This window comes from Streptomyces marianii, assembly GCF_005795905.1.
GTDB classification, from domain to species: Bacteria; Actinomycetota; Actinomycetes; order Streptomycetales; family Streptomycetaceae; genus Streptomyces; species Streptomyces marianii.
The window spans coordinates 5,448,177-5,465,075 of the sequence record NZ_VAWE01000001.1; the positions used below are offsets into that span (position 1 = coordinate 5,448,177).

Consider the following 16,899-nt stretch of genomic DNA (forward strand, 5'->3'; position numbering starts at 1 on the left):
CTGACTCACCCTTCCCTTACGCCAAGAACCGTCATGCGACGACGTCGTGCCGCCGCGGAGAGTCCGTTGACGTGGCGGGCCGGTGAGCCACCGGGTGCCGGGGTCAGCGGTTCGGGCTTGTCTGCAGGAGCCGCGGGCCCGCCGTCGAGCGGGGTGCGGAGGCCGTGCATAGCCCGGAATGCTGCGAACGAGCGTACAAGCTCGTTGTGCTGGTCGTCGTCTCGCTCGGACAGGGCATCCATCAGCCAGTCCACGCCGGACCGCAGTCCGGCGGTCGCGTCCGGGTTCGCCGGCCACGTGACGGGCCCGGCCTCGAACAGCTTCACCTCGGTGATGGTCCGCTCGGGGATGCCCTCCGGGTTGTCGTCAGACGCCTCGGGATCGTGGTTCCACTCGTCCCGGACGACCTCGAACATGAACGAGCTGCCGTAGGCGCCGGCGCGCAGACCCGGGATGAGGTCCCGGTTGTACGAGGTGTCCAGCAGCGGGACCTCCATGTACGGCGACGACTCCCGCTCCTCGAGGACGTTCGCCACACCGAGGACCTTCTGGTCGATCTGCATGTCCCGGCCGTGGTTGAACAGCACCTTCACCCCAGCCGGCCCCTGCGACTTGATCGTCCGCTTGAACGCGCCGCGCTTGGTGCGCTCGAGGAACCGGCCCTCCCACCACGAGTCGATCTCGTACCAGGTGTCGAACCGGGAGAACTCCACGGTCATGACCGGCATGACCTCGTCGTCGGTGTTCGCTTCGTCGGCGGGCTCGCCGTCGGCCCGGGCCAGCCGGGGCGCCATCACGGCGCCACGGATCAGTCGAAGTCCGCGGATCGCGGTCATGGTCACTCCTCCTGCTCGGGATCGTCCTCGGCCGGTTCCGTATCGCCCGCGGCCGGGCCGGGCGTGAACGGTGCGTCGCCCCACGCGACGGGGGGCCTGTCCTCCAGCGCCCGCACCTCGTTGATCGTTTCCCAGTTGCTTCCGAGGGCCGAGGCGTGCGCGAGGTACCGCTGCATGGTGTTCGTCTCCAGCAGCGCGTCCCGATTGAGCTTCACGTACTGGGGCCGCGGCAGGAACTGAGACAGGAACCTCTCGGTGCGGCGGACCCACTTGCCCACCGCGTACTTCAGCAGGCTGATGTCCCGGTCGACGATGTTCGAGTACGTCATCGATCCGGAGCCGTAGCCGAGGATCTCCGCGATGCCCGGGCCGAAGATCCGAGCGCACTCCGCCTGGCTGTACTTCTGGGTCTCCAGGAACTGGCTCTCCTCGGGTGCGATCTGCAGGGGCCTGTAGTCCCAGCCCTTGCCGAACACCACCGGCTCCCGGGTGCCGCGCAGCGCCGCCATGAACTTCTGCTTCACCTTGGCGGCCTGGTCCTCGTCGAGGTTCGACTCGGAGTTGACCAGCAGCGCGTTCGGGTGCGCGCCGTCCTGGAACCACTGGAGCCCGAACTTGGTCGACGTCAGGGACAGCCCGATGGTGGACGCCACCAGCTGGATCGGGGAGAGGCCCTTCACCACGCCAGCGACCGGGTTCACCCGGCGGTGGACGAACTGGCCGCTGGGGATCGTGGATCCGTTGACGAGCCAGTGCACCTCGCCGTCCTCCACCGATCCGGACACCTTGTCCGGATGAAAGAGCTCCACCTGCTGCAGGAAGCCGGCGGTTGCGCGCTGCAGCTCCTCGCCGTACACGTTGCCCCGCAGCAGCCACGACATGACGCACCGGTAGACCCAGTCCTCCCGGCCGTATCCGGATCCGTCCGGATCCTCCAACCACCACGGAGTCGCGAGCTCCTTTCGGTCCGGTCCCTTGCCGCGGAACACGTCCGCCGGCAGTTCGCTCACGATGGAGGCGATCAGGTCGGTGGCCGCGTACACGGCGACCGACTGCAGCGAGGACTCCGCCGCCGACAGGTCGACGTGCGCGTAGCCGCTGCTCCCCTTCAGCTGCGCCAGCACCTGGTCCAGCGGAAGCGCCGGGAAGTTCCGACGCTCGGGTGCCCGAGCCGCACGGCCCCGCCTGAACACGCTCACGGCATCCTCCGATCCAGCAGCAGTAGGAAGGCCCCCGCCGTGACGAAGCCGAGAGGCTGCCATGCCAGCCACAGCCCGTACGACACCAGCGCCGCGCCGCCGACGCCGGGCAGGACCCGGGCCGTCATGCCGGCGAGCACGGCCAGGCGCTCCGTGGCCTTGCCCGCCCACGTCCGCGCGGCCTTCACCAGACGTTGGCCACCGGGTCGTAGTCGACGTCCACGAGCGGCCCCTTGTTGAGCAGCGCCCACCGCGCCTCGATCACGGCGACGAAGGGGGCGACGTCGCGCAGTGAGGCGGTGCGGTCCAGCGTCCATGCGTCTCCCACTCGTCGTGACCTCGCGCCGTTCACCGCGGCGGTCAGCGGCACCTGGTCCAGGTGCACGGCTGTGCCCTGCGTCATGGCGTCGGCCATCTGCCCGCACGCCTCCACGAGGTCGTTCGTCCTCATCACAGCCAGGTGGCCGCGGTGCGGCTTGCTCTTGTCCTCGGGCACCGTGATGCCCGCGGCGACGATGTCGTCGATGAGCGACCCGGCCGGCGAACCGGACGAGGCGATCGCCACCACGAGCGGCTGCCACAGCTTGTGCAGCCGCGTCAGGGCGGGCACGACCCAGTCCGTACCGGGGCGCCGGTCCATGACCTCCACGTGCACGCGGCCATCCAGCCGCCGCACTGCCATGGCGATGGTCGCCTGGCTGCGGTCCTGCGATACGTCCACCGCGAACGCCATCGGGCCGACGGGCTTGGACAGCTGATCGGCCAGGCCGGGCCACTTGGCCTTGGGCACGTTCGGGTCCGCTGGCGGCGACTGCTTCCGCGTTCGGTTCAGATACGCCCGGTCGAACTCGGCCGGGTCCAGCGTCTCGAGCTCGGCGCGGATCGTCTCCTCTGTCACCGTGTAGCCGAGCGCGGGCAGAGTCGCCCACCATGTCGCCGGGTCGTCCCGCGGCATGTCCTCCGGGGCGAACCACTCGAAGTACGCGGTACGGCCGTGCACCCCGGTGCGCCACAGCTGCTCGATCAACTCCCGGCCAGCCGTGCGCTTCTTGTTCAGGAACACGGACTTGTCCGTGCCGCCGGCGGACGCCCACCACAGCTGCGCCAGGGGCCGGGTCAGCATGGCCGGGCTGAACGCCTGCTCGAGGCGGTCATCCTCGTGCGCGAACGCCTCGTCGATGACGCCCAGGTCCAACGGCGGGCCGTGGCCTGCCTTCTCTGTGTTCGAGGTGATGCCGATGCGCGAGCGGGTGGCCCGACTGATGATCGCCTCGTGGCCGTTCTGCTTGCGGGCCACGAACCGGCGCGCGATCCGGGACGCCTCGATCGTGGCCCAGAACTCGTCCTCCCACCGCTCCCGCGCCATGCTCCGGGTCTGCGCCGCGTAGACGATGCGCTGCCGCTTGTAGGCAGACGCGCGGTGAACCTTCACGGCGAGCAGGCCCTGGGTCTTGCCCTGCTGCCGGGGGACGCTGAGGCCCACGTTGCGGTAGGCGAACACACCGGTGGCCGGATCGATCTCCAGCGCGACGTCCCACACGTACCGCTGCCACGGCATCGGCGTGAAGCCGAGCGCCGTCATCACGCGGGCGACCTTGCCACCGAGCGTCGGGAACTCCGGCCGGCGCGGAGTGCCCCACATCGGCGGACACTCCAGCCCGTACAGCTCACGGCACTGCTCGACGAACTCAGTCGGGGGACGCCAAGTCGTCTCCGAGTTCGTCGTCATGCAGCGGCTCCTCCGGCGCCAGGGCCCGGAGCTCCTTGAGCACCTCGCGTAGCTCCTTGGCCAGTGAGTGGAGGGACGTGCCGGGGAGCGCGACCGGGGCGTCGATCTCGGTAGCCAGGCGTACGGCAACGGCGGCCAGAGTCGGCGCCATCCCGTCCAGGGCCTCGAGGTCCCCGAGCGCCTCGATGTCCTCCGTGACGCGCGCCCGCACGGAGCCCCGGCGCGAGGCCTCGTGGGCGTCGGCGAACGGATCGCGCTCGTCCTCGTCCAGCAGCACGGCGGGGGAGACCTCGAGCGCCGCGGCGAGCGCCACCAGGTCGTCGACGTCAACCCGCCGGGCAGCGGTCTCCACCTTGCCGAGCACCGAGGGACTCATCGGGCGGCCGGCGTCCGTCACACGCTGCGCGAGGGCGCGCTGGTCCCAGCCTCGGCGCTGACGGAGCGCGGTGACCTGGGAGGCCACCCGTCCGCCAGCCTCGCCAATCTCGACGGGGCGAGCCGCCATCATCGCCTCCTCTATACGGCGAGGGCCGGTCCGCGATCATCGCGGCCGCCTGGCCGGCCCGGGGAGAGAAAAAGGAAAGGTGGGCGCGGGGCTGGGAAGCCGATCTCCCCAAAGATCGGAGCCGTCCGGAGCCCGGCCCAGACCGAGATCACTCCCAGATTGGGAGGATCAATGCAGGTCAGACGCCTAGTGAGCGAGCCCATCCCTGGTCAACGCGGGCGAGGCGGCGGACCTCAGCCTCGACGGCGTGGCGCAGCTGGGGGCGCGGAGGGCAGCCTCCAGCCAGCCGGCCGGGGGCTGCTCGCCGGGCGGCGTCCAGCCCAGCGTGACCAGTGCGGCCGCGGTCCCTTCCGGGACGATGACCTGGGCTTGGCCGTCCATGGTGACCTCGTCGAGGCGCAGCTCGAGGACCAGGTGCGGGGTCATGTCGACGCTGGCGGACAGGCGCAGCCCGACGGTCGCGTGGCTGACGTCCTGGCCGTCTACCTCGACTGAGCCGTGGGGGCCGTTCAGGTGGAGGCGTGCTGTGCGCCCTGGGTTCGCGATTGATGCGCTGGCTGGTCCGGCCGGTGGGGTGGCGGGCTTGGCTTCTTGCATGCGCTCGCGCTGCTTGGGCGTGGGGTAGCTCATGGGTGCCTCCTCATCAGGGGCCGGCGTACCAGTCGCGTGAGGTGACCAGCCGGAGCACCTCGGAGAGTGGCCGGTTGCCCTTGTCGTTGTTGCACTTGCGCAGGCAGACCGGGCATCCGTCGACGCCGTGGATGGGGGCGAGGTTGTCGGGGTCCAGCTCTGCGCCGCCGCGGCTTACGGCGTGGATGTGGTCGACGGCCTGTGAGCCGGGGTGGCCGCACATGAGGCAGACGTCGGACTCGGCCAGGATGCGGGCGCGCAGCTTGCGGTAGGCGTACGAGGTGAGGTCTGCGCGGCCTGCCACCCGCACCTCCAAAGCTGTGACGTGACCGGGGAACGCCTGCTACATACGGGGTCATGAGGATGAGTGAGGCATACGCGACGACGGTCGCAGCTGTCGCGCCGGTGATCTGGTTGGTCGGGGCTGTGGAACTACACCAGGTCGTCCAGCGGTTCGCTGCTGCGGCCACTGAGGGCGAGGCTCATGATGCTGAGTACCGGCGGCGGCTGGAGGCGTTTGGCGACGACGCTACGTGGGCTGAACTGCGGGACTTGACCACGCGCTTCCGCCAGACACGGCCGAATCTTGCGGCTGTCAACACGCTGAATCGGATCGCCCATGTGATCTGGACTGTGACGGTGGGCTGTTTGATCGCCGCAGAGGTCTTCGCGCTCGGCTGGTTGGGTAGCCAGCCTGGGCCGCAACCTGCGAGGGCCTACTTCTGCTTCTGGGCTTTGGTCCTGGGGTTCGCAGCGGTGTCGTATCTCCCGTTGGCCATCTCCATCATCCCCACGTTTCGGATCGCGCGGCGCCATCTGGAGCACTCCGACACCATCCGGGACCGCCTGACACAGCACAGGACCAGCATCGACACCCGGATCGCCGCTCTCCAGGAACGCGTGGAGACTGCCCAAACCCCTGAGGACTTGCAGGAGATCCGACGGCAGATTCGCCGCCTGAGGGGCGAGGCCGACGAACCACCGAGCCCTACCTCCTGACGTTGATCTGCCGCCCGGCCCCGCACGGCCGGGCGGCATTCCCCTCCTCCACTCGCCCCGAGTGGTCAGTGGGCGCCGATGCCGACAAGGCGCAGGGCGCGCCTGCGGGTGGCGAGTTCGGCGCGGGCGACGTCGGCGAGGCGGAAGGCTTGGCGGCCGTCGTCGTCGAGTCCGGCGACCTGGAGGTGGCCGCGGTTCACCCAGGACCGGATCGTGCGTTCGGTGACCTCTGCGGCACCGGCGCTTAGGAGCCGGCGGGCTCGGGTGGCGTGGGCGGCGGCCTGTTTGGCGTTCAGCCAGGTGGTGTCCATGCGTACCTCCCTGGGCCTGGAATGCAGACAGCCCCCGCGTGATGGCGGGGGCTGGAGCGGCTGTGGGCACACGTGTGCCACTGGCAGGGAGTATGCGCTAACAGTCTGATCTTTGTCCAGTGCACGTGAGAGGGCCCGACCGTCACGGGGGTGAACGCGGTCGGGCCTGTCAGGGATATGCGGTCAGCCCTTCCAGCCGGCGTCGAGGCATGCCTTGGCGAAGGCGTCCGCGCCGAGCTGCCACGCGCCGGGGCCGCCGTCGGCACCGCGGGCGAGCGCAGTCGCGTTGTCCGCGATGCCGTTCGTCTGGGAGTCTTGCGCCCACTCGTTGACCTTGTTCGCCAGGTCGACTCGCGCTTGCTGGGTCTGTGCTGCCTTGTAGTCGGTGGCGAAGTCGGTGCAGGCGAGCTTGGCTGCGTTGTCGAGCTTCGTCGGGTCGGTCTGCTCGGGTTCGGTGCTGCACCCGGTGAGCACGGCCGCGGCGAGGAGTATCGCGGCGGGGATGGTGCGGGTATCCATGGTCCCCCCAAGGGATCGGGTGTGGGCCATGATGCGGGTTCGGTGCGCGGGTGTCAGGGGTATGGGTGAGGCCCACCGGATCGGGTGGGCCTGCGACTGCGGCGGACGGCGGCGGCAGCGCTAGTCGCCCAGACCTTCCACCATCTTGAGCTTGTCGAACCGCCCGGCCTCGTCCGTCCACCCCAGACCATCGATCGACTTGGCCATCAGCAGCACCGTGTAGTCGTCCTCTGAGAGCGGCGCGCACGCCTCCGGCCGGCCCTTCCCGCCCTCCGTGGTCTTCTTCTCCGCTGTGTCGTACGCGTCCTTGGCCACGCCCTCGTACCCGGACCGGACCATGTCGGCGAGTGCCGTATCGAACGCGTGTACCCGCTCCTTGGCTTCGCTGATGGTCGGCGTGTCCGCAGGATCGCCGCCGGTCCGCTCGGTGAGCGCGGTGGCGCAGTCCTTGGCTTTCTCGTCGGCGGACTTCGAGCAGCCGACTGCCCCGACAGCGAGCAGGCAGGCGGCGAGCAGGGTGGTGGCGTGGCGCATGGTCCCCCCAAGGCGCGTGCGTGTTGTGCGCCGGATCGTAGTGGCCGGGACCGGTATTTCGCCTGGGAACGACGAAGCCCACCGCGACGGGGTCGTGGTGGGCCTCGGGCCGGGCGGTCCCGGCGTGAACTCTCAGTGCGTCAGCTCGCCTCCCACTCGGTCCGGTAGTCCCGGTGGTTGCTGTAGAGCGCGGCCATTCTGCGAACGGCGATGCCGAGCCCGGCCGCGCGGCCGTACGCGAACTCGGGTTCCGACTCGCCTGTGTCCAGGTCGGCCACCTCGGCGTAGGCGTCCAGGACTGCCCGGTCGTTAGCGATGCGATCGAGCACGCGAGCCGGATCATGCCAGACGATGTGGTCGGCATAGCTTGCGTCGGTGTCCCCGGTGATCGCTTCGTCGCCGCCGTTCGCGACGCATGCACGATCAGAGTTGCGGGGCTCATCGCTCGCTGAGCCTGCATACCACCGGGGCGACTTGCCAGCGGCCATACGCGCGGTCCGCTCTTCCATGTCGAGTATGTCTCGGATGAACTGCACCAGATCGCTCATGCTCCTCATCATCCCGACTTCGGTGGGCGGGCGTCGGTCTTCTGCTGACTGGCCTGCTCACGGCGGGCCGCCTTGCTGGCCTCGTTCCGCTCGCGCAGTTCTCCGACGGACATGGTCTTCTTCAGTGCCATGATGGCGCTCCTGTCTCGTGATCGGGATGAGGGAACCGGGGCGGTCGGGATGCCTGGCAGCGATCGGCCGCCCCGGGGGTCTAGTTGCCGGCCTTGGTGACGCGCCAGCGGTGGTGGTTCACCGGGTCCTGCGTGATCGAGAACCCCTCTTCGGTGGACGCCTGGGCGTTGTTGTTGTTGCTCTGACCTGCGGCAACAACGCTCTCTGGGACGGGCTCAGGGTCGGGGGAGAGCGTGGGGAAGTCCGGGGCCCGTACGCCGGTCGACACGCGGCCCCCCATGCGCACCCCACCGGCGACCGGGATGCCGGCCCCGTCGCAGGCCTCCCGGAGCTGTCCGGAGGAGAGGCCGAAGTGGGCGGCGAGCGCCGTCAGATGGACGTGGGGAGCGGCCAGCTGGTGGAGCGCCGCGGCGAGCTCCTCGCGGGTGGGGAGCAGCTGCTCCTCCTCGGGCTCGGCGGACGGCTGCTCGCCGGGCTCCGGTGCGTCGTCGGCCGGGACTGGCGCGGTCTCCTCCGGGGCGCCCGCGCGGTACGCGGCGAGCGCCCAGGCGAGGGTGAGCGGGGTGCCGAGGATCGGCACGGCGCTGAGGACGTAGCCGAGGGCGGCAAGGCTGAGGGTGACCGCGATGTACGGGCCGAGCTGGTCGTCGTGCCGCTCCCCCGCGGCTCGCAGGCGGGTCCAGGTGCGCCACGCCAGGCGGCCGGTCCCTCGCGCCAGGCGTATGGCGATCACGAGGCCCATCCGGTGGCCATGTCGGCGATCGACGCGGTGAGCATTGCCCAGCCGCCGCCGGTGAGGCTGAAGGCGCTGGCCATGGTGATGCCGAGGTATCCGGCGGTGCGGGCCTTGAGGTTGACCATGTAGGCGATCACGACGAGGACGATCGAGACGGCCCCGAGGCCGATGTCTCCGAGGGCCTGCGTCTTCATCAGCGCGGTGAGGGCTTTGGACAGCAGGTCGTCGGGGACGCCCCAGATCTGGCCGGCGCTCATCCATACGACGCCGGCGACCAGGCAGACGGTGAGGGCGCGGTTGGCGTTGAGGGGGTGCTTGGAGTTCGGGCGGGTCCCGAGGATGAACACGGTGGCGAGGATGAGGCCGAGGCCGGCCGTGCCGATGCTGCCGAGGATCTGGCCGCCGGTGGAGGCTGCGAGGATCACGGGGAGGCTCCTACAGGGGCTGTGCCCACAGGGCGAGGGCGAGGGCGGTGGAGGCGAGGGGGATCCGGGCGGCCCATCCGGCGACGCGCACGACCGTGTGGCGGCCGGGGGCGCGCAGGCCGTGCGTGCGCCACTCGATGCCGCAGGCGAGCAGGCACAGGCCGATGCCGACCCACACGCCGCGCTGGGTGGAGTGGGCGCCGTAGTGGGCGATGCCGGCCGAGGCCCAGTCGACGATGCCGAGGAGCCAACCGGCCCACGCCGCGGCGGCGTTGTAGGCGAGGTGGCGCAGGCGGTCGCTGCGGATGCCGTCGGGCAGTGCGGCGCGAGCGAGGCCGACGGCGTGGTCCGCGGCTTTCAGGGTCTGCTCGCGGGCGCGGCCGATGGTGACGTTTACCCGGACGTCGGCCTCGGGCTCGGTGTCGTCGTCGTACAGCTCGGACCACCAGCCGCGGGGCTCGGACACCGTCAGGCCCCTTTCCGGATCTCGCGGAGGTAGCGGTCCACGGTGTCCTGGCGGGCATCCGGATCGGCGACCTTGCGGACGTAGGCCAGGACCGAGGGCGAGTCGGCCATGCCGGAGGACCACGCGGTCTCGACGGCCTGGCGGACGCTCGGACGGATGGACAGGACGTCATCCGGATCCGGATCCGCCGTGTCCGGATCCGGGGCCTGGTCCCGGCCGACGGCGAGTGCGGCCTGCTCGGCCGCCACCATGCCCTGGGCGCGGAGGAGGTCACGTCGGACGGCGACCATGGCGAGCTGGCCGCCGACCTCCGCCCGCTGGATGTCGACCCACTGCTGGGTGCGCTTGTCGAGCGGGGTGGCGTAGTGGGCCAGGACCACGGTCCACAGGCCCTTGGCGAGGCCGGAGACGAGGGCGCCCACCAGGCCGATCAGGAACTCCTTCCTGATGTAGCCGTGGACCGCGACGGCGGCCATGGCGCAGCCGAGGGCGGCGTGGCCGGCGCGGCGGGGCAGTTGGGCACGGGCGGGGTCGTAGCGGGCGAGCCATTCGAGGGCCATGCAGGACATCCACACGGCGTCGAAGACGATCGCGGCGCCGATGGCCGCCGGTAGGACGACCACGAGTCCGAGGAGGCCGCTGATCGCGGCGGTGGACCAGGCGACGGAAGCCACGCCGACGACCGCGGCGACCACGGTCACGCCGGTGCGGACGGTGCGGTCCCAGTCGCGCGGCGGGACGGGCACGTGGACGTTGTACGGATCGTCGACGAGGTGGGTGATGCCGCCGATGGTGTGCGGTACCTGGCGGGTTCGGGTCTCGGTGCGGAAGCGCACGATGCTCCTCCGGAGCAGGGAAGGGGAGGGCCGGGCCCGCGGGGCGGTGCGGGCCCGGTTGGCTGGTGGGTCAGGCGCGGTGCGAGTCCTGCGTCCGGGCGGCCTGGGCGGCTGCGTAGTCGTCGTCGGCGCGCTGGCGCAGCTGCTCGGCGGTGGCGGTCGCGTCCTCGGTGACGGGTGTCGGCTCGCTCATCGCAGGGCCTCCGCGGCCTTCCGGACGCGGAGCGCGAACTCCCCGCGGGTGATGGACAGCGAGGGGACGGCCGGCAGGGCCTTGTACGCGCGGGCCAGGCTGTCCTCGTGGACGGCGTCCGGTAGGCGGCTGAGGATCGTGTCCGCGCCGATGTCCAGGGCCTGCTCGCGGGCGGTCTGGGTCATGGGCTGGTCGGCGTCGAGCTCGAGCATGCGGGCCGTGACGAGCAGCGTCTGCGCGGCGTAGCTGGGCTGGTTCAGCAGCTTGTGGAGGGCTTCGTCGATCGGGGTGAGGTCGGTACGCTCGGCCATGGGCCTGCTCCCTTTGATCGCTTCAGAGTGGGTCCGCCCCCGGCCAATGGAGGTGCAACTCCGGCCGGGGGCTTACTTGTTGCTGAGAACGACCGTAGCGACTTCCTTGCCATATGGCAAGGAAGTCGGGGAGGATGGTGCCGTGGCCGACGACGAAGGAGGGCCGGACATGGTCAGCTTCCGAGAGCTGGCGCGGCGGCTGGTCGCCGACGGCGTGGTGGAACGGATCACCCACCAGCGGATCTCGCAGATCCGCCGCGACGATCCGGACGGCTTCCCGCCCTGCGTGCCGGTCGGACGCTCCCTGGCCGTGGACTACCGCAAAGCCCGCCCGTACTTCGCTACCCGGAAATCCCGCCAGGGCCAGCGAACGGACCTGAAGTCCTCAGAGGAGTAGCCTCACTCCACCGGCCCCCGCCCGCTCGGGTGGGGGCCGGTCGTGTCTAGATGCGTCCCGCTCCGTATGTGCCGATCATGAAGTTATGGCTGACACTGCATCCAACGACGAGGATGATCTCCCGGAGATCTACCGAGAGCTGCTCTCACAAGTACGTCTGGGCGAGATGACGTCAGGCACCCGAAGAGGTTCGGGAGATGCAGCGAAGGTCGAGTTGGAGCTGCGCGTCTCTCTGGAAAGGTTCAAGGCGTCCCGAGCAGAGGCAGAGGCGGCTCGCCAAGCGAGAAGGGCGGCGCAAACCGCAGCGTCAGGGCTTCACTTTGCGACGTGGGTCCTTGCGGCTGCCACAATCGTTCTGGCGCTCGTGACCATCTTCAAACCTTCATAACCTCTACCGGCGCTCTCCGGATGCGCCCACGGGCGCCCGGGCGGACGCTGGGCCCATGTCCGCACCGCCAGTGATCGTGTATCCGCCGTCGCCCACCGGCGGCCGCCGGGTCCGCGTCGGCGGCGAGATCCTCGGGCTGGCCCACAGCCTCGGGGACGTCGTCGAGTTCCTGCGCCGCGCAGGCCTCGAGGGCCTGGACGAGGACGACGTGGCCCGGTCCGAGCTGATCGAGTGGCGCGGGGGCGGCCCGGGCGTCTGGCCCGAGCCGGCCGGGTGACCTACGCGGCCGTGCCCGCGGACTCCGCCTGCTGCAGGGCGATCCGCACGGCGAGGGCGGTGAGGGGCGGCAGGACCGTGGCGGCGTGTTCGGCGTACTCGGCCGCCGTGAGCGCCGTGCCGCAGGCCTCGCAGCGCACCGTCGGGTCGCCGTGGATGCTGACGAGGGCGAAGCAGGCGCACTCAGGGCACGGGGCGTCGCGGTCGGTGCGGCCCGGGCGGCTGCCGGTCTTGGACCGGATCTGGGACAGCAGCTGCTCGAGCTGCTCGTGCATGGCGGCGACCCACGGCTGGGTGCAGACGTACGGGACGTACGCGGTCAGCCAGGCGCACCATGCCGCGATGCCGTTGCCGCGGTGTGAGGCCGGTCCGTCGCACGGGCGGATCTGGATCGTGCCGTGCCGGTCCCGGCTCACAGACGGGTGCTGCTGGGCGATGTAGCGGGCCCACCCGTACACCAGCGGGGCGATGGGGATGCCGTCGCTCTGGTCGCCGTGCGGGTCCTCGAGGGGGACGACTTGCCCGGGGCCGAGGAGGTCCAGGACGTCCAGGCGCACAGGCAGGGGCGAGTGTGCCCGGCCGGTGCCGCCGCGCTGGGCGGGTCCGCCGCCCGGGCGCAGCAGCTGCGCGAGGAGCGGCAGTTGCCGCGGCAGTTCGGTGAGCATGGCGCGCAGGCCGGCGGCGCAGGCGTCGCATGCGGTGAGGTCGGTGTCGTCGTCGAGGGCCCGGTGGCAGACCGAGCAGAGGGCTGTGATCATTCGGTGTCCGATGGCTCGGTGCGCTGGCAGCGGGTGCAGCGCTGGTCGTACGTGCAGGTGCAGACGTCGAGGGGGCAGCCGTCGCCGTGCTCGGTGCCGTGGCTGGCCCACCACTGCAGGCAGCAGGCGGCCTCGAGGTCGTCCCAGCCGATGGCGATGTTGTCCGCGGCGGCCCGGGCCTGAGCGTCCTTCGGGCGGGCCAGGCGCTCGAGCTGGACGGCGAGCGCGCGGCGCTCGGCTGCGAGCTCGCGCACGTACAGCGCGGCCTCACCGCAGAGGACGGCGCTGGCGGCCATTCCGATGGCCAGGGGCCACACGCCGGCGTAGGCGTAGACGCCGGCGAGGGTGGCCACCCCGAGCCCGGTGATGACCAGGCCCGCAGTGCGGGCGTAGTCCCGGCCGTTCATGGCGTGACTCGGATCTCGCTCATGGGCACGCCCGTCGCGATCTGGCGGTGCAGCTCCCGGAGCCGGGCCATGGCGTGGGAGTCGCGGCGGTTCAGGGCGCGCCGGGTGAAGCCAGGGAGCGACGACCAGCAGGCGAGGCAGAGGTACTTGCCGCGGCCCTTGGAACCGCGGCAGCACGGGCAGGGAGTCGCCATCGTCAGCCCGCCCGGTGGTCGTCGCGGTCGCGCCAGTCGGCGAGGACCGCCTTGGGGATCTGACCGCGGTCCGGGACGTCGTAGCCGTTCGCCCGGGCCCAGGCGCGGACCTCCTTCGGGTCGTAGTCCCTGCTGGCGGCCTTGCCCTTCCGCTTGGGGAGCAGCTCGGCCTTGCGGCCGCGGAGCTCGGCCAGGCGCTGCTCGAGCTTGGCCTCCTCCGAGTCCAGCGCGGCGAGCTCCGTGTCCGCCTTGTGGCGGCGGCGCAGCGCGGTGATGCTGTCGCGGGCCTGCTCAGCCAGGTCCTGGACGGCCTTGTCCGGGTGTGCGGCTGCCCAGGTGAGGAGCGGCCCGAGGCCCAGTGCCTCGGGCTCGAGGTTCTGCGGGGCCTGTGCGGTTGCCACAGAGTAGGAGGGGGCCATGGTTTTCTCCTGTCGCTTGGCTGCGGTGTGCGGGATCCAGGGGGCGTGGTGTCGGAGGACGTGCGGCTGCTCGGCGTCGAGGAGCGCGCGGAGCGCAGCGATGGTCACGGCCGGGCGCGGTAGAGGTGCCAGCCGAGGCACTTCATGCAGGGTTCGGGGACGTGGGCCTGGTTGGACTGGCGCTGGCGGTCGACGACCGCCATGCGCGCGGCGAGCTCGTCCACGAAGCGGGGCCGGCCGGTCGGGCAGCCGACACGACGGTGCGGAACGGAAGGGCGTGCACGGCGACGGCTCACGGGCTCTCCCCGGGCTCGTCGAGGGCGTGCTCGATGCGATCGGCCCAGTGGCGTGCGCTGCCGGAGCGCATCCGGGCGCAGATGTCGCGGATGCGCTCGTGAGCAGCCTCGGCAGCGGCCCTGCCGCGGGCACGCTGGCGGGCGCTGTGCCATGCGGCCCGGTACGTCTCCACCCGCTCGTACAGGGCGTCGAGTTCGTCGTCCGTGATGGTGTCGGCGGTGTGCCGGCGCGGCCGGTCGGCGGGGATGGCGAACGCGATGCAGCCGCAGCGCGTCTCCTCGTCGGCCCCGGCCTGGCATCCGTCGGCCTTGTGCCAGTTGTACGGGTGGGGGCAGGCGGCGCACGGCGTCGACAGAGTGAGTAGCGGTTTCCGGGGTTGGGCTTTGCGCTGTTCGCGTTCGGCGGCGGCCCGGCGGGCGGCGCCGATGGGTCCGAGGTCAGGCACGGGCTGCTCCCTTCGGTTCGGTGCCCAGGGCGAGCTGGCCGCCGGCCTCCAGCACCGCCCGGCGCGTAGCCGCGGCGGTCTGGCGGTGGTGGTCGCGGTCGTAGTGGAGGTGGCAGCCCTGGCACATGGCGCGCAAGTTGGCGTCGTCGCAGTTCTCGGGGGTGTGGTCCAGGTGGGCCACGGTGAGCACCACGCGGGAGCCGGTGCCGTACGCGGGCCGGCCGTTGCGGTTGGGGCATCGCCCGGCGTGGGTACCGCGGCCGCACTCGCCGTGGCATTCGCAGCGGCCGGCGGCGCGGACCGTACGGATACGGAGGCTGATCTCGGGCCAGTCCGCCGGGTAGCGGTTTCGGTTCTCGGGTCGGATGGGCATCACGCGGCGCTCGCTTCCGTGGCGGCGCGCTTCGCGGCGGCCCTCCGCTCACGGCTGACGGCGGTGAGGTGGCCCTGCTGGCGGGCCAGGGCGACGGCGTGCGCGCGGGTGCGGGCGTCGAGTCGCGCGTAGGCGCGCTGCAGGTAGCGGTTGACGGACTCGGGGCTGATGCCGAGGTCCCTGGCGATCTGTGGGTTCGACCGGCCGGCGGCGGCTCCCTCGAGGGCCTGCAGCTGTCGGCGCGGGAGGTGGACCGGGTCCCGGGGCTCGGGGTGCAGGCCGGCCATCCACCCGAGGTCGTAGGCAAGGTCGACCGCGTGGGACGCGGACCGTGCGCCCATCCGGAGCCGGAGGCGGTAGATGCGGTTCCGGACGGTCTTGACCGGCGTCCCGGTCTGCTGCGCGATCTCGTGGGTGCGGTAGCCGCGGGCGAGACCGGCGAGCAGCTGGAGGTCGTACGTGCGCAGCACCGGGGCGGCGGCTGAGTAGGCCGGGGCCCCGGGCTGGGTGGCGGTGGGAGGCATGGCGTCTCCGACGTCGTAGTGGGCGAGGGCGGTGATGTGCCAGCCGTCGCGGCGGATGCCCCGGACGGCGCGGCGGCCGATGGCGATGGCCTCGGCGGCGGTAATGCGGTCGGCGAGCTCCTCGACGGCCGCCGCGGCGATCGCAGCTGCGACGGCGTCGGGGACCAAGCCGAGGACATGAGGGGCGGTCACCGCGGCCACCCCTGCCAGTGCGGGGCGCGTACGCCGGTCCTCTGCCGGGGCACGCTGCTGCGCGGCGGCCGCGGCCGGGCGCAGGTGGCCACGTGGGGCTTGGCGAGCCACTCGGCGTGCTCGAGGGTGGGGCGCTCCGAGGACAGCCCGCGGGAGCGCAGGCGGCCGGTTCCGTCCCGGTACACGGCGGTGTTGCCGTCCTCGGCCGGATCGGCGTCGACCGCGAGGCGCTTGCCGGCGGCCGTGACCGTCCACCGGATCCGGGATCCGCAGGAGTCGCATGTCGTCACGTCGTGGTCACTGGGCACGGGGTCCTCCGGTGCCGGTGTCGGTCGTGGGTTCGGGCAGGAGCGCCCAGACGCGGTGCCGGCCGTACAGGCGGACCGCTTCGGCCCGGCCGTGTTCGGCCATGGCGCGGCGTACGTCGTCGTCCGAGGCCGTGGTGGCGGTCTGCGCGTGGTCCTCGGGCATGTGCGGCGGCGTGCGGACGGAGATCAGGAGTGGCTGTTGCCGGGCCTCCCCGCTGCTGCCGGTCTTGGCCGGTCCGCGGGCGGCGCGGCGGCCGCCGGACGGCGGAGGGACGAGGCGGGGCTGCTGCGGCGCAGCTGCTGCCTGCTGCTCCTCGCGCGCGCCCGCGGTGGGTGGCTGAGGTGAGAGGCCAGCCAGAGTGTGGTCGGGGTGGGGGTCCCTACCGGAGGTAGGGGGGTACTGGTAGGTCCCGCCGGGGACGGGTTCCGGATCGCGTCCCGGGACGGGTTCCGGTGCCGTCCGCGGACGGGTTCCGGAGTCGGTTGGTGCCCCGCCGGGGACGGGTTCCGGATCCCCCGCCGGGGACGGGTTCCGGACCGCGTCCCCGGACGGGTTCCGGGGATCGGCCTTGGCGGCGAGCTCGGCCGCCGCCTTCTCCTTGGCGAGGCGGCGGGCCTTGGCCTGCCGGGACTCGCCCCAGATGTGCATGTGGGCTGCCCAGTTGATCCGCTCTGTGGGGATGAGCAGCTGGTAGACGGTGCTCTGGTTCGGCCGGCGCTTCGCGGCCATCAGCTCCGTGGCCTTAAGCAGGCGCACGCAGCGGGTGACGGTCTCCTCCGTGCACCCGGCGATGGCCGACAGCGTGGCGGTGGACGGGAAGGCGTTGGAGCCGTCCGCGTCGGCGTACGTGGCGATGATGATGCCGACGTGGGCGGCCTTGGAGACCTCGGGGCGCCGCGCGCGCAAGGCCTCGTCCCGGACGCGGTTGATCCACGCGTTCCGGACGGACTGCACATGCTCGCTGCTGCTCACGGGCTCTCTTTCTCGCGCTGGTGCGGGCGGGGGCCGGGA

The 16,899-nt window shown here is 71.6% G+C and carries 31 protein-coding genes; 3 read left to right on the forward strand and 28 right to left on the reverse strand.

All coding sequences use genetic code 11. The annotated features are described in order from the left end of the window. Positions 1-5: 5 nt before the first annotated feature. From FEF34_RS24670 to FEF34_RS24700, 7 genes are all read right to left on the reverse strand, one after another. A complete protein-coding gene (locus FEF34_RS24670) occupies positions 6-836 on the reverse strand; it encodes an HK97 family phage prohead protease (protein ID WP_138055090.1) in 831 nt (276 codons plus the stop codon). Positions 837-838: 2 nt separating this feature from the next. Further along, positions 839-2,035, reverse strand: coding sequence for a phage portal protein (locus FEF34_RS24675; protein ID WP_171053075.1), 1,197 nt, complete (start codon positions 2,033-2,035; stop codon positions 839-841). After that, entirely contained in the window at positions 2,032-2,223 is a 192-nt protein-coding gene (locus FEF34_RS24680; RefSeq protein ID WP_138055092.1) for a hypothetical protein, read from the reverse strand. Before FEF34_RS24680 ends, FEF34_RS24675 begins: the two co-directional genes overlap by 4 nt. Continuing rightward, positions 2,220-3,764: a terminase gene (locus FEF34_RS24685; RefSeq protein WP_138055093.1), complete on the reverse strand. Its 1,545-nt coding sequence runs from the start codon at positions 3,762-3,764 to the stop codon at positions 2,220-2,222. Before FEF34_RS24685 ends, FEF34_RS24680 begins: the two co-directional genes overlap by 4 nt. Next, entirely contained in the window at positions 3,724-4,272 is a 549-nt protein-coding gene (locus FEF34_RS42090) for a helix-turn-helix domain-containing protein (RefSeq protein ID WP_234042549.1), read from the reverse strand. Before FEF34_RS42090 ends, FEF34_RS24685 begins: the two co-directional genes overlap by 41 nt. A 183-nt stretch (positions 4,273-4,455) precedes the next feature. Further along, positions 4,456-4,899 carry a hypothetical protein gene (locus tag FEF34_RS24695; RefSeq protein WP_138055094.1) on the reverse strand — a complete coding sequence of 148 codons (444 nt, stop codon included), beginning with the start codon at positions 4,897-4,899 and terminating at the stop codon, positions 4,456-4,458. A 13-nt stretch (positions 4,900-4,912) separates the two neighbouring features. Beyond that, a complete protein-coding gene (locus FEF34_RS24700) occupies positions 4,913-5,203 on the reverse strand; it encodes an HNH endonuclease (protein ID WP_234042550.1) in 291 nt (96 codons plus the stop codon). Positions 5,204-5,256: 53 nt separating this feature from the next. Between FEF34_RS24700 and FEF34_RS24705 the strand changes: the two genes are divergently transcribed. Beyond that, a complete protein-coding gene (locus tag FEF34_RS24705; RefSeq protein ID WP_138055095.1) occupies positions 5,257-5,898 on the forward strand; it encodes a hypothetical protein in 642 nt (213 codons plus the stop codon). A 65-nt stretch (positions 5,899-5,963) separates the two neighbouring features. On the opposite strand, the gene FEF34_RS24710 is transcribed toward FEF34_RS24705, so the two are convergent. The 11 genes from FEF34_RS24710 to FEF34_RS24750 all read right to left on the reverse strand — a co-directional run bounded on the left by FEF34_RS24710 (position 5,964) and on the right by FEF34_RS24750 (position 10,909). After that, positions 5,964-6,209 carry a MerR family transcriptional regulator gene (locus tag FEF34_RS24710; RefSeq protein ID WP_171053076.1) on the reverse strand — a complete coding sequence of 82 codons (246 nt, stop codon included), beginning with the start codon at positions 6,207-6,209 and terminating at the stop codon, positions 5,964-5,966. Positions 6,210-6,392: 183 nt separating this feature from the next. Then, positions 6,393-6,728 (reverse strand): hypothetical protein, encoded by a 336-nt coding sequence (locus tag FEF34_RS24715; RefSeq protein ID WP_138055096.1) that lies wholly within the window; start codon positions 6,726-6,728, stop codon positions 6,393-6,395. A gap of 120 nt (positions 6,729-6,848) precedes the next feature. Beyond that, on the reverse strand, positions 6,849-7,262 hold the full coding sequence (locus FEF34_RS24720; protein ID WP_138055097.1) for a hypothetical protein: 414 nt from the start codon (positions 7,260-7,262) through the stop codon (positions 6,849-6,851). A gap of 140 nt (positions 7,263-7,402) precedes the next feature. Continuing rightward, positions 7,403-7,810 (reverse strand): DUF6221 family protein, encoded by a 408-nt coding sequence (locus tag FEF34_RS24725; protein ID WP_138055098.1) that lies wholly within the window; start codon positions 7,808-7,810, stop codon positions 7,403-7,405. A gap of 8 nt (positions 7,811-7,818) precedes the next feature. After that, positions 7,819-7,941 (reverse strand): hypothetical protein, encoded by a 123-nt coding sequence (locus FEF34_RS43730; protein WP_267905254.1) that lies wholly within the window; start codon positions 7,939-7,941, stop codon positions 7,819-7,821. Between the two features lie 80 nt (positions 7,942-8,021). Further along, positions 8,022-8,675 carry a hypothetical protein gene (locus tag FEF34_RS24730; RefSeq protein ID WP_138055099.1) on the reverse strand — a complete coding sequence of 218 codons (654 nt, stop codon included), beginning with the start codon at positions 8,673-8,675 and terminating at the stop codon, positions 8,022-8,024. Beyond that, the gene (locus FEF34_RS24735) at positions 8,672-9,103 is read right to left on the reverse strand and encodes a hypothetical protein (RefSeq protein WP_138055100.1); all 432 of its coding nucleotides are present in this window, start codon (positions 9,101-9,103) and stop codon (positions 8,672-8,674) included. The genes FEF34_RS24730 and FEF34_RS24735 overlap by 4 nt, the downstream gene beginning before the upstream one ends. A 10-nt stretch (positions 9,104-9,113) precedes the next feature. Next, complete coding sequence (locus FEF34_RS24740; protein ID WP_138055101.1) at positions 9,114-9,569, reverse strand: hypothetical protein; 456 nt, start codon at positions 9,567-9,569, stop codon at positions 9,114-9,116. A gap of 2 nt (positions 9,570-9,571) precedes the next feature. After that, complete coding sequence (locus FEF34_RS24745) at positions 9,572-10,405, reverse strand: protein transporter Sec31 (protein WP_138055102.1); 834 nt, start codon at positions 10,403-10,405, stop codon at positions 9,572-9,574. A gap of 70 nt (positions 10,406-10,475) precedes the next feature. Beyond that, on the reverse strand, positions 10,476-10,598 hold the full coding sequence (locus tag FEF34_RS43735) for a hypothetical protein (RefSeq protein WP_267905255.1): 123 nt from the start codon (positions 10,596-10,598) through the stop codon (positions 10,476-10,478). Further along, on the reverse strand, positions 10,595-10,909 hold the full coding sequence (locus FEF34_RS24750) for a hypothetical protein (protein ID WP_138055103.1): 315 nt from the start codon (positions 10,907-10,909) through the stop codon (positions 10,595-10,597). Before FEF34_RS24750 ends, FEF34_RS43735 begins: the two co-directional genes overlap by 4 nt. A 169-nt stretch (positions 10,910-11,078) precedes the next feature. On the opposite strand from FEF34_RS24750, the gene FEF34_RS24755 reads away from it, so the two are divergent. Together FEF34_RS24755 and FEF34_RS24760 are read left to right on the forward strand one after the other, a co-directional pair. Next, complete coding sequence (locus FEF34_RS24755; protein WP_138055104.1) at positions 11,079-11,306, forward strand: hypothetical protein; 228 nt, start codon at positions 11,079-11,081, stop codon at positions 11,304-11,306. 443 nt (positions 11,307-11,749) lie between these two features. After that, positions 11,750-11,971, forward strand: a complete 222-nt coding sequence (locus FEF34_RS24760) for a hypothetical protein (protein ID WP_138055105.1) — start codon at positions 11,750-11,752, stop codon at positions 11,969-11,971. A 1-nt stretch (position 11,972) separates the two neighbouring features. Here the strand turns inward: FEF34_RS24760 and FEF34_RS24765 are convergent, their stop codons facing one another. Genes FEF34_RS24765 through FEF34_RS24810 form a run of 10 tightly spaced genes read right to left on the reverse strand, consistent with a single transcriptional unit; the run spans position 11,973 to position 16,860 of the window. Continuing rightward, a complete protein-coding gene (locus FEF34_RS24765) occupies positions 11,973-12,728 on the reverse strand; it encodes a hypothetical protein (protein WP_138055106.1) in 756 nt (251 codons plus the stop codon). Next, a complete protein-coding gene (locus FEF34_RS24770) occupies positions 12,725-13,135 on the reverse strand; it encodes a hypothetical protein (RefSeq protein WP_138055107.1) in 411 nt (136 codons plus the stop codon). The genes FEF34_RS24765 and FEF34_RS24770 overlap by 4 nt, the downstream gene beginning before the upstream one ends. Beyond that, on the reverse strand, positions 13,132-13,329 hold the full coding sequence (locus tag FEF34_RS24775; protein ID WP_138055108.1) for a hypothetical protein: 198 nt from the start codon (positions 13,327-13,329) through the stop codon (positions 13,132-13,134). Before FEF34_RS24775 ends, FEF34_RS24770 begins: the two co-directional genes overlap by 4 nt. A 2-nt stretch (positions 13,330-13,331) precedes the next feature. After that, on the reverse strand, positions 13,332-13,856 hold the full coding sequence (locus FEF34_RS24780; protein ID WP_138055109.1) for an Lsr2 family DNA-binding protein: 525 nt from the start codon (positions 13,854-13,856) through the stop codon (positions 13,332-13,334). Further along, positions 13,853-14,044, reverse strand: a complete 192-nt coding sequence (locus FEF34_RS24785) for a hypothetical protein (RefSeq protein WP_138055110.1) — start codon at positions 14,042-14,044, stop codon at positions 13,853-13,855. Before FEF34_RS24785 ends, FEF34_RS24780 begins: the two co-directional genes overlap by 4 nt. Further along, a complete protein-coding gene (locus FEF34_RS24790) occupies positions 14,041-14,490 on the reverse strand; it encodes a hypothetical protein (protein WP_138055111.1) in 450 nt (149 codons plus the stop codon). Before FEF34_RS24790 ends, FEF34_RS24785 begins: the two co-directional genes overlap by 4 nt. Continuing rightward, entirely contained in the window at positions 14,483-14,863 is a 381-nt protein-coding gene (locus tag FEF34_RS24795) for a hypothetical protein (protein WP_138055112.1), read from the reverse strand. Before FEF34_RS24795 ends, FEF34_RS24790 begins: the two co-directional genes overlap by 8 nt. After that, the gene (locus FEF34_RS24800) at positions 14,863-15,579 is read right to left on the reverse strand and encodes a helix-turn-helix transcriptional regulator (RefSeq protein WP_138055113.1); all 717 of its coding nucleotides are present in this window, start codon (positions 15,577-15,579) and stop codon (positions 14,863-14,865) included. The genes FEF34_RS24795 and FEF34_RS24800 overlap by 1 nt, the downstream gene beginning before the upstream one ends. Next, positions 15,576-15,887, reverse strand: a complete 312-nt coding sequence (locus tag FEF34_RS24805) for a hypothetical protein (RefSeq protein ID WP_138055114.1) — start codon at positions 15,885-15,887, stop codon at positions 15,576-15,578. The genes FEF34_RS24800 and FEF34_RS24805 overlap by 4 nt, the downstream gene beginning before the upstream one ends. Beyond that, complete coding sequence (locus FEF34_RS24810; protein WP_138055115.1) at positions 15,877-16,860, reverse strand: helix-turn-helix domain-containing protein; 984 nt, start codon at positions 16,858-16,860, stop codon at positions 15,877-15,879. Before FEF34_RS24810 ends, FEF34_RS24805 begins: the two co-directional genes overlap by 11 nt. Positions 16,861-16,899: the final 39 nt, after the last annotated feature.

Excerpts from the sequence above, each read along its gene's own strand:
- FEF34_RS24765 (WP_138055106.1), bottom strand. The coding sequence starts at position 12,728 with ATGATCACAGCCCTCTGCTCGGTCTGCCACCGGGCCCTCGACGACGAC.
- FEF34_RS24755 (WP_138055104.1), top strand. The coding sequence starts at position 11,079 with ATGGTCAGCTTCCGAGAGCTGGCGCGGCGGCTGGTCGCCGACGGCGTG.
- FEF34_RS24795 (WP_138055112.1), bottom strand. The coding sequence starts at position 14,863 with ATGCCCATCCGACCCGAGAACCGAAACCGCTACCCGGCGGACTGGCCC.
- FEF34_RS24695 (WP_138055094.1), bottom strand. The coding sequence starts at position 4,899 with ATGAGCTACCCCACGCCCAAGCAGCGCGAGCGCATGCAAGAAGCCAAG.
- FEF34_RS24775 (WP_138055108.1), bottom strand. The coding sequence starts at position 13,329 with ATGGCGACTCCCTGCCCGTGCTGCCGCGGTTCCAAGGGCCGCGGCAAG.
- FEF34_RS24670 (WP_138055090.1), bottom strand. The coding sequence starts at position 836 with ATGACCGCGATCCGCGGACTTCGACTGATCCGTGGCGCCGTGATGGCG.
- FEF34_RS24725 (WP_138055098.1), bottom strand. The coding sequence starts at position 7,810 with ATGAGCGATCTGGTGCAGTTCATCCGAGACATACTCGACATGGAAGAG.
- FEF34_RS24750 (WP_138055103.1), bottom strand. The coding sequence starts at position 10,909 with ATGGCCGAGCGTACCGACCTCACCCCGATCGACGAAGCCCTCCACAAG.
- FEF34_RS24705 (WP_138055095.1), top strand. The coding sequence starts at position 5,257 with ATGAGGATGAGTGAGGCATACGCGACGACGGTCGCAGCTGTCGCGCCG.
- FEF34_RS43730 (WP_267905254.1), bottom strand. The coding sequence starts at position 7,941 with ATGGCACTGAAGAAGACCATGTCCGTCGGAGAACTGCGCGAGCGGAAC.
- FEF34_RS24685 (WP_138055093.1), bottom strand. The coding sequence starts at position 3,764 with ATGACGACGAACTCGGAGACGACTTGGCGTCCCCCGACTGAGTTCGTC.
- FEF34_RS24770 (WP_138055107.1), bottom strand. The coding sequence starts at position 13,135 with ATGAACGGCCGGGACTACGCCCGCACTGCGGGCCTGGTCATCACCGGG.
- FEF34_RS43735 (WP_267905255.1), bottom strand. The coding sequence starts at position 10,598 with ATGAGCGAGCCGACACCCGTCACCGAGGACGCGACCGCCACCGCCGAG.
- FEF34_RS24710 (WP_171053076.1), bottom strand. The coding sequence starts at position 6,209 with ATGGACACCACCTGGCTGAACGCCAAACAGGCCGCCGCCCACGCCACC.
- FEF34_RS24720 (WP_138055097.1), bottom strand. The coding sequence starts at position 7,262 with ATGCGCCACGCCACCACCCTGCTCGCCGCCTGCCTGCTCGCTGTCGGG.
- FEF34_RS24760 (WP_138055105.1), top strand. The coding sequence starts at position 11,750 with ATGTCCGCACCGCCAGTGATCGTGTATCCGCCGTCGCCCACCGGCGGC.
- FEF34_RS24715 (WP_138055096.1), bottom strand. The coding sequence starts at position 6,728 with ATGGATACCCGCACCATCCCCGCCGCGATACTCCTCGCCGCGGCCGTG.
- FEF34_RS42090 (WP_234042549.1), bottom strand. The coding sequence starts at position 4,272 with ATGATGGCGGCTCGCCCCGTCGAGATTGGCGAGGCTGGCGGACGGGTG.